Source organism: Cupriavidus basilensis OR16 (assembly GCF_000243095.1).
GTDB classification, from domain to species: Bacteria; Pseudomonadota; Gammaproteobacteria; order Burkholderiales; family Burkholderiaceae; genus Cupriavidus; species Cupriavidus basilensis_D.
This window is the reverse complement of record NZ_AHJE01000040.1, coordinates 67,010-79,519: the sequence shown is the minus strand read 5'-3', so window position 1 is coordinate 79,519 and position 12,510 is coordinate 67,010. Positions and strand designations below refer to the sequence as shown.

At 61.3% G+C, this 12,510-nt stretch carries 12 protein-coding genes; 8 read left to right on the top strand and 4 right to left on the bottom strand.

Features of this window, described 5'->3' with window-relative positions:
* Window positions 1–238: 2Fe-2S iron-sulfur cluster-binding protein (locus OR16_RS48270; RefSeq protein WP_141639876.1), on the bottom strand; the 238-nt coding region annotated here is incomplete at its 3' end.
* A 44-nt stretch (window positions 239–282) separates the two neighbouring features.
* Window positions 283–450 (bottom strand): hypothetical protein, encoded by a 168-nt coding sequence (locus tag OR16_RS44080; protein ID WP_158001359.1) that lies wholly within the window; start codon window positions 448–450, stop codon window positions 283–285.
* Window positions 451–1,957: 1,507 nt separating this feature from the next.
* On the opposite strand from OR16_RS44080, the gene OR16_RS15425 reads away from it, so the two are divergent.
* From OR16_RS15425 to OR16_RS41285, 4 genes are all read left to right on the top strand, one after another.
* The gene (locus OR16_RS15425) at window positions 1,958–2,908 is read left to right on the top strand and encodes a VOC family protein (RefSeq protein ID WP_006158881.1); all 951 of its coding nucleotides are present in this window, start codon (window positions 1,958–1,960) and stop codon (window positions 2,906–2,908) included.
* Window positions 2,909–3,075: 167 nt separating this feature from the next.
* A complete protein-coding gene (locus tag OR16_RS15420) occupies window positions 3,076–3,942 on the top strand; it encodes a pirin family protein (RefSeq protein WP_006158880.1) in 867 nt (288 codons plus the stop codon).
* 80 nt (window positions 3,943–4,022) lie between these two features.
* Window positions 4,023–4,700, top strand: coding sequence for an isochorismatase family protein (locus OR16_RS15415; RefSeq protein WP_006158879.1), 678 nt, complete (start codon window positions 4,023–4,025; stop codon window positions 4,698–4,700).
* A 558-nt stretch (window positions 4,701–5,258) separates the two neighbouring features.
* Window positions 5,259–5,825, top strand: a complete 567-nt coding sequence (locus tag OR16_RS41285; RefSeq protein ID WP_081488788.1) for an acyloxyacyl hydrolase — start codon at window positions 5,259–5,261, stop codon at window positions 5,823–5,825.
* Between the two features lie 348 nt (window positions 5,826–6,173).
* On the opposite strand, the gene OR16_RS15405 is transcribed toward OR16_RS41285, so the two are convergent.
* The gene (locus tag OR16_RS15405; RefSeq protein WP_272942851.1) at window positions 6,174–6,962 is read right to left on the bottom strand and encodes a porin; all 789 of its coding nucleotides are present in this window, start codon (window positions 6,960–6,962) and stop codon (window positions 6,174–6,176) included.
* Between the two features lie 128 nt (window positions 6,963–7,090).
* A complete protein-coding gene (locus tag OR16_RS15400; RefSeq protein ID WP_006158876.1) occupies window positions 7,091–7,921 on the bottom strand; it encodes an IclR family transcriptional regulator domain-containing protein in 831 nt (276 codons plus the stop codon).
* A gap of 178 nt (window positions 7,922–8,099) precedes the next feature.
* On the opposite strand from OR16_RS15400, the gene OR16_RS15395 reads away from it, so the two are divergent.
* The 4 genes from OR16_RS15395 (at window position 8,100) to OR16_RS15380 (ending at window position 12,507) form a co-directional block, all read left to right on the top strand.
* Complete coding sequence (locus OR16_RS15395) at window positions 8,100–9,080, top strand: Bug family tripartite tricarboxylate transporter substrate binding protein (RefSeq protein WP_043419873.1); 981 nt, start codon at window positions 8,100–8,102, stop codon at window positions 9,078–9,080.
* Window positions 9,081–9,157: 77 nt separating this feature from the next.
* Window positions 9,158–10,057: an SDR family oxidoreductase gene (locus OR16_RS15390; protein WP_006158874.1), complete on the top strand. Its 900-nt coding sequence runs from the start codon at window positions 9,158–9,160 to the stop codon at window positions 10,055–10,057.
* A 10-nt stretch (window positions 10,058–10,067) separates the two neighbouring features.
* Window positions 10,068–10,943 carry a MaoC/PaaZ C-terminal domain-containing protein gene (locus OR16_RS15385; RefSeq protein WP_006158873.1) on the top strand — a complete coding sequence of 292 codons (876 nt, stop codon included), beginning with the start codon at window positions 10,068–10,070 and terminating at the stop codon, window positions 10,941–10,943.
* Entirely contained in the window at window positions 10,921–12,507 is a 1,587-nt protein-coding gene (locus OR16_RS15380) for an AMP-binding protein (protein WP_423739660.1), read from the top strand. The genes OR16_RS15385 and OR16_RS15380 overlap by 23 nt, the downstream gene beginning before the upstream one ends.
* Window positions 12,508–12,510: the final 3 nt, after the last annotated feature.

Sequence of the window (12,510 nt, the reverse complement as noted above, 5' to 3'; positions counted from 1 at the left end):
GCCTGGCATAGCAAGGCGTAACCTTCGGCGGCGCTGGGCCTCGGAGAGATAGGCCGCATGTGCACGGCCAAAGTCCACCTTGCCCTCCGAGGATGCGCCCCTGGCAGGTTCGGCATCCTCCGGCGCGGCAGCTATAGGGCATGATCCAGCCGGCCTCAAGGCCGGCGGTCAGCACCGTTACACCATCGGGCACCTCATAGCTGTGCCCACTCGGATGCAAGGTCACGTTGAACGTCATGTCTTCGCTCCTGATTATTGAGTGCGGAGGGGGGCGTGGAGCGTCTAGCGTTGCTGGCTCGCTGTGGGGGAAGCCTCTGCCGGGATGCGATGACCCGTAGCGAACGCGGCAAGGCGCGCGGGGTCCGCGGTAAGGCGGGCGCCAGTACCGTAGGTGGCATGCGTCGGTCCGACCGTATCCGCGCCGAAGGTGAGAGGTTGTGTCTCAGTCATGTCGTTGTCTCCTTCCAGTGTCCGTTTCTTCTTGGTTTTTGAATTCATCAGGCGGACATGCTGTATCGCTGTATGTAACTCTATCGAGCGACCTGATACATGTCAAGCTCACACTTGTTCCATGCTGCGGTCTCCTCGTAGCGAGTCAGTCAGCTGCTTCGCTTTCGAGGTCAGATAGCAGGCGCGTGGAGTAGTGGCATTTCACATCACAGCGGGACCACAGCTCGTTGTCCCTCTTCAGGCAGTCGCTTTCCGGACTGCGGAATGATGTGGTCGATAGTCTCAGGCGGGAGTATGCCGTGACGAATCGAGTGTTGTCTGCCGTGTAGATCGGCCGCCCGTGCGCAGGCATGGTGGTGCAGGCCGGTGCCGCAATTGCGAGCCGGGTGCGCGCTTGGTGCCATGGAGTGGATTGGTATTGGGGAAAAGCTGAGTACCGATACAATGGTTCGCGCAATGACATGCTGTTCCGCCACAGGCTGCTGTCCAGATACAGCTTGCGCACATGGAACCGTTGTTGTTGCGGGCACGTCACGTTGATGTGCCGCCCAGCTCAAGTCGAACTTCGCCCGTGCCGCTCCGGGCTTCTCGCAGGCCGACAATCACCGCTGGCGTTCCGGTCCAGTCAACACTTCAATTACCTCTTATTTGTTTTTTTATTTAGAGCGTAGTCGCGTTGCATCGGAAACGTTGGTGTGAGCCTCGCTGATTCGATTTATCTAAGCCTATCACCTATCTACTGTGGTGGGAGGGTGGATATTGCCTAATCCGGTGTTTCCTGGTGAAGAACAATCAGTACGGCAAGGGGGCGAGTCGATATGCCAATGTACGGGCGGCAGCGCGGCAGATTGCCAGGGCAGGTTGGAGCAGCTCGATTGGCATTGGCACGCGGAACGATATAGATGGCGACATCAGTGCTACCGACTACTCCTCGTCAAACGTCGTGAAGCGCTACGCCAGATAGTCGATCAGTAGCCTGACGGCAGGTAGCAGCCTGCGCCCGGATGGGAACACCGTATGAATGATCTCCCTCGCCGCACTGTGCATTGCAACCATGTCGTCGGTTGGGGCCGGCAGTTCGCCGTGCTGGCCTGATGATTGTGCGGATCCCGGTCCCCGGAGGGGGTATTGTTCGACAGCGAAGAACGCCATTTTCGGCAATAGGCGTACGTAAAGGCGGTGTTCCGGTGCTACTCTTCGCACCCCGGCACGCACTCGCTGAAAGACAACCAGTCGGACTAGCGTGGGCAGTGATGTGCCGGGACCTGACTTCAAATGCACGACTCGTCAGGCTGCGGGCCAATCCGCTTCGCTCCGGCAGTCCACATCGTTGGTCCAGCGGCGGGGTGCATCCGGATGATTGCCCTCGCAAGCCTGGCGACGGGACTACGAGATATGCACGGCTTTTCCGCTGCGCAGAGAGCTGAGTTGTGCGCTTGCGGCACAGCGTCCGGACAATCGATGTGCCGCCTGCTTTCGGCTGGAGCAGTGCAGAGGAGCAGGGAAGATGCATGAAGAGATGTCAAACATGGGTGAGTTGGCTGGCATACATTCGATTGACCACTTTGGCCTTGTTGTACCGGACCTTCGCGTTGCAACAGAATTCTTCTGGGCATTCGGGCTCGACGTAGTCGAGATTCCCGGCAGCAATCTGGAGTTGCGCGCTGGCGGTACACAACGCTGTTGGGCTCGCATTTTCCCCGGGTGGTCGAGAACCCTGGCGTATATCGCGTTCCGCTGCTTCCCAGAAGACTTCGAGAGAATATGCGCGCAGATTGTTCGTGCCGGCGGTACTCCAGCGACGCCGTTTCCCGAAGCGCCACCCGACGGCTACTGGTTTCGTGACATTGTTGGAAATCTTGTCCAGCTACGTCAGGGACCCATCGATGTACCGGTGAAACTCAACCGAGGCGTCGTCTCGACAGCTCTGCAACGGGATGCCGTGGCGAGGAATGTGCTGATCCGTAGCGAAATCAGGGAAGTCCAGCCCTTACGTTTGTCTCATGTGATGCTCTTCGTGCCTCGGATGGAGGCGGTTATGGCGTTCTATGTTCAGGGGCTCGGCATGCGAATCACCGACAGCGCGGACGGGTTGGTCGGGTATATGCATGCTATGCATGGAAGTGACCATCACATAGTTGCCTTTGCGGCGTCCTCGGCGACAGGGTGGCATCACAGTTCCTGGGAGGTTCCGGACATGGACGACGTGGGAAGTGGTGCGACGCAGATGAGGGCAGCGGGTTTTCGCGACGGCTGGGGCGTTGGTAGACACATCCTTGGCTCCAACTACTTCTACTATGCGAGAGATCCGTGGGGTTCCTTCTGTGAGTACGCCGCTCACATTGACTATATTCCGGCGGGTGTCGATTGGAAGGAGCGAACCCATGGTCGAGACGAGATCCTGTACATATGGGGACCTGACTCGCCTTCGGACTTTACGGTCAATTCCGAGGTCTGACGATGGGTGCTGTGGGAGCGGGCTGCGGGTCTTGCACGGGAAGCGTGGGTCCATCGTTCACGAAGTAGGACTCTGTAGCCCGATTTGGCAGACTACCGGGAAGGTGGCATCCCTCCTATGCTTACCGCAAATGACGCGATTGAATCCAATCGCCCTTGGAGATTCACATGAAGCGAGTCCTTGGCGTGTACAGCGCGCCGCCCCGTCACTGGGTGGGAGATGGCTTCCCGGTGCGGTCGATGTTTTCTTACCAGACCATTGGAAGACACCTCAGTCCGTTCCTGCTGTTCGATTATGCAGGGCCGGCCGACTTCACCCCTGCCGACCGGCCACGCGGGGTCGGCCAGCACCCCCACCGCGGCTTCGAGACGGTTACGATCGTCTACAAGGGGGAGGTGGCACACCGCGATTCGACAGGGCGAGGTGGCGTCATTGGTCCAGGCGATGTGCAATGGATGACGGCGGGCGCCGGCATTCTGCATGAGGAATTCCATTCCCCGGCCTTCACCCAATCCGGTGGTGCGCTGGAGATGGTACAGCTCTGGGTGAATCTGCCTGCCAAGGACAAGATGACCGAGCCCGGCTACCAGGCTATTCTCGACCGGGACATTCCTGCCGTAACGCTGCCGAACGGTGCTGGGACGGTTCGCGTGATTGCGGGCGAGTATGCCGGTCACGCAGGCCCCGCGCAAACCTTCTCGCCGATGCATGTCTGGGATCTGCGATTGACGCAAGGCAGCAGCAACGACATGTCGCTTCCCGAAGGTTGGAGCACGGCACTCGTTATCTTGCGAGGTTCGGTGCTCGTGAATGGCGATACACAGGCAGGCGATGCGCAAATGGTTGTACTGGACCGAGCAGGGCAAGACATATCGATCGAGGCCACTAGCGATACCGTCGCACTTCTCTTGAGCGGTGAGCCGATTGATGAGCCTATTGTGGGTTACGGCCCCTTCGTGATGAACAGCGAGGAAGAAATTGTCCAGGCCTATGCCGACTTCAACAGTGGTCGCTTTGGTCAGATGCAGGGATAGTTCCTGTTCCGCTGCCTCGGAGCGGCAGAACATTCTAAAGTTGGTGCCGATGCACCGTTCACCCCTCAAGGAGAAGCACGATGAGCACACCTGCGAACTTCAATGGGCAGCGCCCGGTTATCGATCCCAGCGATACGGCAATGCTGTTGATCGACCATCAAAGTGGCTTGTTCCAGACTGTAGGCGATATGCCCATGACTGAACTGCGGGCCCGTGCCGCTGCGTTGGCAAAGATGGCTACGCTCTCCAAGCTGCCGGTCATCACGACGGCTTCCGTGCCGCAAGGGCCCAATGGTCCGCTAATCCCTGAAATCCATGAGAACGCGCCGCATGCCCAGTATGTCGCCCGCAAGGGCGAAATCAATGCTTGGGACAATCCGGATTTCGTGGCCGCGGTGAAGGCGACTGGCCGCAAGACGCTGATTATCGCGGGCACCATTACGAGCGTGTGCATGGCCTTCCCCTCGATTAGCGCGGTCGCGGATGGTTACAAGGTTTTCGCGGTGGTCGATGCGTCTGGCACTTACTCGAAGATGGCCCAGGAGATCACGCTTGCCCGGGTTGTACAAGCCGGGGTGGTTCCGATGGATACCGCCGCGGTTGCTTCGGAACTGCAGAAAACCTGGCACCGGGACGATGCAATGCAGTGGGCCGAGATCTACACCAAGATCTTCCCGGCGTACCAATTGCTGATCGAGAGCTATACCAAGGCCCAGAACGTCGTGAAGGACAGCGAGGTGCTGGACTCGGCTCGCTGATCGTCCGTGCAACCGCTGTGTGAGAGATCGTCATGTCTCTCACACAGTTGGTCGCGGATTAGCCCAAGCACCAGGCCGGCAGTGGATATTTGGCCCATTACCCGTGCCGGACTTCAACAATTCACTCGCTCTACGAGCGGGTCCTCCGCAGTCAGCCCCAAGAGCACCTTTCTCGCGTGCCGGTGCCCCGCATGATTGCAGGCGCCACGCCGCCGACGACCCGCCGGCTCGCGCCATGTTCGCTCCCTCGCTGGCCACACATCGGGAAGCTTCGTGAAGCCACCTTCCACGCGACGAACGACGCTCCTTCTTCCACGGACAGTACTCCTTGCTATCACGTCGTTCCAAATGTGGGATGCTGATATGCGCTGGCGGCATCTATTCGATCGCTCGCGTTGAAAGCATACTTCCGGGTTTTTGCGCGGAACCCGCCCAGGAGGTGCGGCGAACCCTGGGGCGTGTTCGCCACGGCGATGAAATCCTCATGGTTCGTGTTCACTTCCAGCGCCGCGCAACGTGTCACCAAAAGCAAGAATCACTTTTCATAAGGCTTTAGTCATGCTTCGATCTGTCATCTCCATCATCCTGCTTTCCAGTGCGTTTGCCAGCGGCGCTGCGGGTGCCGCGCCCACCGGCGAGGACGCCTCGTGGTTCGATCCCGTTCGTCTCGGGGTCGCATTGGGTGCGGGAGATGCGGGGTTCGATTGCACGCCTGGAGGCGCGCTGGAACTTGAAGAACGACCTTTGGGCGACGAGTTCCCAGTCGTTCGGGTTTGGCTTGGTTTCGAGGCTTCCGTGGGTGGCTGGAATCCACATGGCAGCAACAGCAGCGTGATGGGCGATATCGGCTTTACGCCCATCTTCCGGATCCAGGGCTCGGGCCGCTCGGGTCCCTTCGCGGAGATTGGCGCCGGCATGCACCTGCTGTCTCGGACGCACATCTCGGACTCCAAGGCTTTCTCGACAGCATTCCAGTTTGGCGATCGCATTGCCGCAGGCTATCGGTTTGGCGATCCGCTCGACTCGGAACTGGCGGTGCGTTTCCAGCACTACTCCAATGCCGGCATTAAGGAGCCCAACCCCGGTATCAACTTTTACATGCTCCAGTACTCGGCGCGATTCTAGGAGTATTGTCGTTGCCGATTTGAGTACGACGACTCAAGGAATGCAGCAGGCCGGCGCGACACTACGACGATCGCCTACGACTACCCGTTTTCCAGATGGACCGACGTCTATGCCGCCCGGTGCTATGACAACGTCTCGGACTTGCAGCCCGGCAATTCGGCAGGGATGGGTTGCGGAACAAGGTCTGCTCCTACGCATGCAGGCGGGCTAGGAAGGCGAGCCGGATGCGGCGAAAGACGGGTTACCGCATCCGGGATCGGTACGCCTGTGGCCTGCCGACGGCCACTTGAATCAACGACAAGTCAGCAGTTCATGGAAGCACGAGTGCGATTCCCGCACTCGTGCGCCTTAGAAGATATGGCGCACACCCACGGTCACGCCCACCATGCTCTTCTGCCCGGTCATCTGCGGGTAGTTGAAGGCAAATGCGGTCGCCGAACTATCGAAACTCAAGCCACCGTTGCGGGCATACCCAGCCGACAAATAGACGTCCGTGCGCTTGCTGAAGTTGTAGTCAGCGATAAAGCTGTACTGCTGCATGTTGGGGGGATTGGTTTGGGCCGCGCCAACCGCTGCACGCGCCGACTTGACGTCCGCATAGAAGTAGGCGAGCGATAGGCCCACCGCCGGCGTGACCTGGTAGTTCACACCGGCCCACCAGTAGTCATCGCGCAAGAGCGTGCTGCCATTGCTGAATTCAGCCTTGTTCCAGCGGTAGCCGCCCATGACCTTGAGCGGACCAGTCGTGTAGCTGGCGGCGCCGGCAAACTTGCGGACCGTGCCAGGCTGGCCGGTGGTAACGGCCGGCCGCCATTCGTCGTAGGCCAGCGACGCCCCGAATCCGTTGCTCAGGTACATCAGCGATCCGCCAAAGGCGGTGTTGTCGCTGAAGTGTCCGGGCGTCTCGCCAGCGCCGCCATTGGCCAGCGCCGTGCTGGCATTCAGTACCGAGACGCCTGTGCCGAAGGAAAAGTGCCCCACAGCCTGGAGACCGCCGAACTGGCCGGTGTACTTGACCATATTGCTTTCCCGGTAGTTCAGGCCGCTCAAGCGGAACGGAGAACGGCAACTGGCTAGGTTCCCGGATAACACCGCCGCTGAAGTTGCAAGACCGGCTGGGGCCGATTGGCGACCCAAGCCCCATCCGGTAGCTGGATGCAGTGGTCTTATTTCCTCGGACAGGTCGATAGAGAGACAGGGAGAGAAGGAGAAGAGGCAGAGATGAGGGCAAGTGGGCAGCAGTGCCCCGGAAGCTGTGGCCAAACTCAGTCAGTTCCGAGCTGGCGGGCTCCATGTGTCCGCGAGAACGGCCGGTTGGCCGGGCCGAGGAACGCGGGGGCTAAGCCCGACAATTGCTCCGCCGCCGCACGCAGGGCCGGCAGGATCTCCCGGACAGCTTGCTCACGGCTGACTTCACCGGACAGCAGGTTGGCGCTGATGGCCGCCACCACGTTGCGCTGCTCGTCGCGCACCGGCACTGCCAGCCCGCAGACGTGCTGGTCGAACTCCGCATCGACCCAGGCGTAGCCATCACGCGCCACCACTTCCAGTTCCGCCATCAACCTTGCCTTGCTATCCACCGTGGTGGACGTAAACGCCCTCAGGTCGGTCTGGTCGGCATAGTGATCCAGGAGCTCCGCGCTCTGAAACGCCAGGAGCGCGCGTCCCGGTGCAGTGGCGTAGGCCGGCAGGCGGCTGCCCATCCCCAGGCGCAGCGACATGATCTTCGGCGACGGGATGCGCAATACAAATACGACCTCGTCGCCGTCGAACACGGCCAGTGCGCACGACTCCCGCACTTGCACGCAAAGATTCTCCAGCGCTCGCTGGGCATGGCCCCAGAAGGGCAGCGAGGTCAGGTAGGTCATGCCGAGATTGAGGATCTTCGGTGTCAGCCTGAAGCCTCTTTCCTCCGACTCCGCCGCAAAACCGAGTTCGCACAGCGTCAAAAGAATGCGCCGCACGACCGTGCGGGGCAGGCCCGTAGTGGTGGAAACCGTCGCCACCGTGTGTGTTCCGCTGCGTCCCATTGCCTCGATCACGGACAGGCCGCGAGCAAAGGAGCGAATAAAGCCTTCGTTGTCAGGATTTGCCATGGGGCGTGATTGTCCACGATTTGGTTTGAATTGCCCATCCGTGTGGCGGTGCGCACTTTCCGAAAATCGGTTGACACCACAACAAAAACGGCCTTAAATATCCGCCAGACGGATAACAATATCCGCCTGGCGGTCATTCTACGCAAAATGACCCACTAAGAAAACGAAGGAGACAACTTTGAAACCGTGGAAATTCTTGCGGGTGGCCTTACCGTCGCTCGCGTTGATCGTCCCCGCCCTAGGCACGGCGCAGCAGCCGGCATTTCAACCCACCAAGCCGATTCGCCTGATTGCGCCCAGTTCCCCGGGCGGTATCCTCGACCTGACCAGCAGGCTGCTAGGCAAGTCCCTGGGGGAGCGGCTCAAGCGACCGGTGATTGTGGAGAACTTTCCCGGCGCGGGTGGCGTCATCGGCATCCAGGCCATGCTGCGTGCCGACCCGGACGGACACACCCTTGTCATGGGCAGCCTCGGGCCGAACGCCGCCAACTATGCGTTGCACGACAAGCTTCCTTACGCCTACGAGGACCTGGCGCCGGTCGCCCACGTGCTCTCGATGCCGGATGTCCTTGTGGTCAATCCGAAGCTGCCGGTCCACACGATTGCCGAGCTGAAGACCTACGCCGCATCCAGGCCGAATGGGCTGTCGATGGCGGTCTCCACCAGCGGTTCCTCCGGCCACCTGGCCGGTGACCTGCTCAAGCAGCGCGCAGGGATTGCAGCCGTCGACGTGGTTTACCGCGGCGCATCGCCTGCGCTGAATGACCTGGTGGCCGGGCAGGTTGACTTCATGGTGGACAACCTTGTTACCGCCTTGCCGCTGATTCGCGCCGGCAAGCTGCGTGCGCTCGCCGTGACCACCAGGGAGCGCAGCGCCGAGCTGCCGGACACACCCACGGTGATGGAGGCTGGCTACAAGGACTTCGATGTGTCGGTCTGGCTGGGATTGTTCGTTTCGTCGAAGACGCCGCCCGCGATCGTCCAGGCGCTGAATGCCGAAGTGAACAAGGCGCTGGCCGACCCTGGGCTTCGCCAGAGGCTGGCCGAGCAGGGTGGCAAGGCTGCCGGGGGCACCACGCAGGAGTTCGCTGCCTTCGTGCGCGCCGAAAAACTGCGCTGGGCGCAAGTGATCAAAGCCGGAAACATCAAGCCGGAATAAGGGCGCCGTGGGATCGCTCCAGCGAGCCGCGGTCCCGACCCTGTTTCCGGCTCACATTCAATCCATAGGAGAACACCATGAAAGACAAAGTCATCGTTGTAACCGGCGCGGGGAACGGCATCGGACGCGCTATCGCCATGCTGCTCGGCGCTCAGGGCGCAAAGGTCGTCGTCAACGACCTGGGCTCCAGCGGCAGTGGCGACGGCAGCGACAGCGGTCCCGCCAGCCGCGTGGTAAATGAGATTCGCGCTGCTGGCGGCACAGCGGTGCCGGATACCCACTCCGTGGCCACCGCCGACAGCGCCGAAGCGATCGTGCGCACGGCGATTGACAGCTTCGGCCGTATCGACGGCGTGATCAACAACGCCGGCATCCTGCGCGATCGCATCTTCCACAAGATGTCCAAGGACGAATGGCAGGGCGTACTCGACGTGCACCTGAACGGCGCCTACTACGTCAGCCGCGCCGCCGCACCGTTTTTCAAGGAGCAGCAAAGCGGCGCCTTCGTGCATATGACTTCGACCGCCGGCCTCATCGGCAACTTTGGCCAGGCCAACTACGCGGCGGCCAAGCTCGGCATTGTTGCCCTGTCAAAATCGATTGCGCTGGACATGGCGCGCTTCAATGTGCGCTCCAACTGCATCGCGCCGTTTGCCTGGAGCCGGCTGATCGGCACCCTGCCCAGCGAGACCGAAGCGGAGAAGAAGCGCCTGGCACGCATGCAGTCCATGACGCCGGAGCAGGTGGCGCCGGTGGCCGTCTTCCTGTCGAGCGACGCGGCACGCGATGTCAATGGCCAGGTGCTGGCCGTGCGCGGCAATGAGCTGATCGTGATGAGCCAGCCTCGACCGTTGGCTTGGTTCCCGCGCGGCGGGGTGACGCTTGAGAGCCTGGCGGAACATGCAGTGCCGGCGATGCAGCGTGCTTTCACGTCGCTGGAACGCTCGCCCGAGGTCTTTAGCTGGGACCCGATTTGAGGCGCGCATCATGGCCATCGATTATTGCAAGCTCAAGCAATGGGACTTCTTCGAGCAGGTCTCTCCCTATGTCGAGAGTGACTGCATCCGCTATGCGCTCAGCCTCGGCATGGCCAGCGATCCGCTTGACGAGGGTGACCTGAGGTACGTCCATGAGGAAGGCATGCTTGTCGTGCCGACCTTCCTGGCTACCGTCGGAGCGCCTGGTGCGTGGGCGTCCAACCCACGTACCGGTATCGACTGGATGCAGATCCTGCACGGCGAGCACCGCATGCGTTTCCACGCCGCATTGCCTGCGGCCGGTACGGTGCGCAGCAAGACCCGCGTCAGCCGCGTCGTGGACAAAGGCGCCGCGAAGGGTGCACTGGTTGTGACCGAGCGCAGCATTACCGATCAGGCTAGCGGCGAACTGCTGGCCACCGTCGAGCATGTCTCGTTCTGCCGCGCGGATGGTGGCTTCGCTACCGCCGGCAAGCCGGGCGATGCGCCGCTTGACGCGCTGCCCGCCACACCGCAGGGGGAGCCCGACATGGTCATGGAGATGCCGACCCTGCCGAACGCAGCACTGTTGTACCGGCTGAACGGCGACCGCAATCCGATCCACGCGCTGCCCGCCGCCGCGCGCAAGGCTGGCTTCGAGCGTCCGATCCTGCATGGTCTGTGCACATATGGCATGGCGGCCCGCGCGATCCTGAAACACGCTTGCGGCGGCGTGCCCGCACGCCTGGCCAGCCTGGCCGCGCGCTTTTCCTCGCCGGTTGTGCCCGGCGAGACACTACGCGCGGAGATGTGGCGAATCGAGGATCAGGTGCGCTTCCGCGTTCTGGCTGTGGAACGGGCCGTCGTGGTGCTCAGTAACGGCGTTGCCGACATCCTCCATGTGTAAGCCAACTCCAAATAAATCCACAATGTCTCTTATCGAACAACATGCACTGCTAACGCCTGAACGCGTTGCATACCGAATGGTGCCTTCAGGCCAGGCAGTCACCTGGCGCGAATTGGAATTGCGTTCCCGCAAGTGCGCCGCCGCATTGCTCGCCGCAGGGCATCGTGTTGGCGACGGCATCGCCGTGCTGCTGGAGAACCACGTCCGCTACTTTGAAATCCTTTGGGCGGCCCATCGCGTTGGCCTGTACTACACCACGATCAGCCGTCACCTGAAGGCCGACGAGGTTCGCTATATCGTCACCGACTGCGAAGCAAAGACGCTGTTCTGCTCCATGGAAACGCTGAGCGATCTCGCGCCCGGCGCGATCGAAGCGATATCGCTGAACCGGGTGCTGGTTGACGGCAGCCGTGCGGGCTTTTCGACCTACGAGGCATGGCTGGCGCAGATCCCCGACGACGTGCAGTTGCCGCAGACAATGGAAGGCACCGATTTTTCATACTCGTCGGGCACCACTGGCATGCCCAAGGGCATCAAGCGGCCGCTTGCCGGCGCCAACGGATTCTTCAATGCGAGTGCCGATCCGCGTACGCGATGGAAGGACTTCGACAGCGACTCGGTCTACCTCTCCACGGCACCGTTCTATCACACCGCACCCGTGCGCTGGAACATGAACGTCATGCGTGCGGGCGGTACGTGCGTGCTGATGGAGAAATTTGATCCGCTGAGCGCGCTCGATGCGATTCAGCGCTATGGGGTCACGCACGCCCAGTGGGTGCCAACCATGTTCGTCCGGATGTTACGCCTGGACGCATCGGAGCGCGCGCGCTTCGAACTCTCCAGCCTGCGCTTCGCGATCCACGCGGCGGCGCCCTGCCCGGTGTCGGTCAAGGAGCAGATGATCGATTGGTGGGGGCCGATTCTGTACGAGTATTACAGCGGCACGGAGTTGGTTGGCCGGACCTCGCTGAGCTCCGAGGAATGGCTGGCGCACAAGGGATCGGTGGGCAAGCCGGAGTTTGGCCAGGTGCATATCATGGATGAGGCGGGTCGCGAGTTGCCACAAGGTGGGACCGGCGTCGTCTACTTCTCCGGAGGGAGCGCCTTCACCTATCACAACGACCCAGAGAAGACCCGGCAAGCCTACAACAAGCGAGGCTGGGCGACCTACGGCGATGTGGGTCACCTGGACGCCGACGGCTTCCTCTACCTGACCGACCGGCTCGCCAACACGATCGTCTCCGGCGGCGTGAACATCTATCCGCAGGAATCCGAGAACGTCCTGATGACGCACGGCGCCGTCGCCGACGTAGCGGTGGTTGGCGTGCCAAACGAGGAGTTCGGCGAAGAGGTGAAGGCCGTTGTGCAACTGTATGAGCACGGCCTTGCCAGCGAAGCGCTGGCACAGGAACTGATTTCGTTATGCCGCAGCCATATTTCCGCCATCAAGTGTCCGCGCTCGGTCGACTTCGTCCAGGCGCTGCCGCGGACCGAGACCGGCAAGCTGCTCAAGCGCGCCGTCAAAGCCGGCTACTGGCCGACCGATAATCGCATTGCCCATTGATGG

Excerpts from the sequence above, each read along its gene's own strand:
- OR16_RS15425 (WP_006158881.1), top strand. The coding sequence starts at position 1,958 with ATGCATGAAGAGATGTCAAACATGGGTGAGTTGGCTGGCATACATTCG.
- OR16_RS15420 (WP_006158880.1), top strand. The coding sequence starts at position 3,076 with ATGAAGCGAGTCCTTGGCGTGTACAGCGCGCCGCCCCGTCACTGGGTG.
- OR16_RS41285 (WP_081488788.1), top strand. The coding sequence starts at position 5,259 with ATGCTTCGATCTGTCATCTCCATCATCCTGCTTTCCAGTGCGTTTGCC.
- OR16_RS15400 (WP_006158876.1), bottom strand. The coding sequence starts at position 7,921 with ATGGCAAATCCTGACAACGAAGGCTTTATTCGCTCCTTTGCTCGCGGC.
- OR16_RS44080 (WP_158001359.1), bottom strand. The coding sequence starts at position 450 with ATGACTGAGACACAACCTCTCACCTTCGGCGCGGATACGGTCGGACCG.
- OR16_RS15385 (WP_006158873.1), top strand. The coding sequence starts at position 10,068 with ATGGCCATCGATTATTGCAAGCTCAAGCAATGGGACTTCTTCGAGCAG.
- OR16_RS15390 (WP_006158874.1), top strand. The coding sequence starts at position 9,158 with ATGAAAGACAAAGTCATCGTTGTAACCGGCGCGGGGAACGGCATCGGA.
- OR16_RS15415 (WP_006158879.1), top strand. The coding sequence starts at position 4,023 with ATGAGCACACCTGCGAACTTCAATGGGCAGCGCCCGGTTATCGATCCC.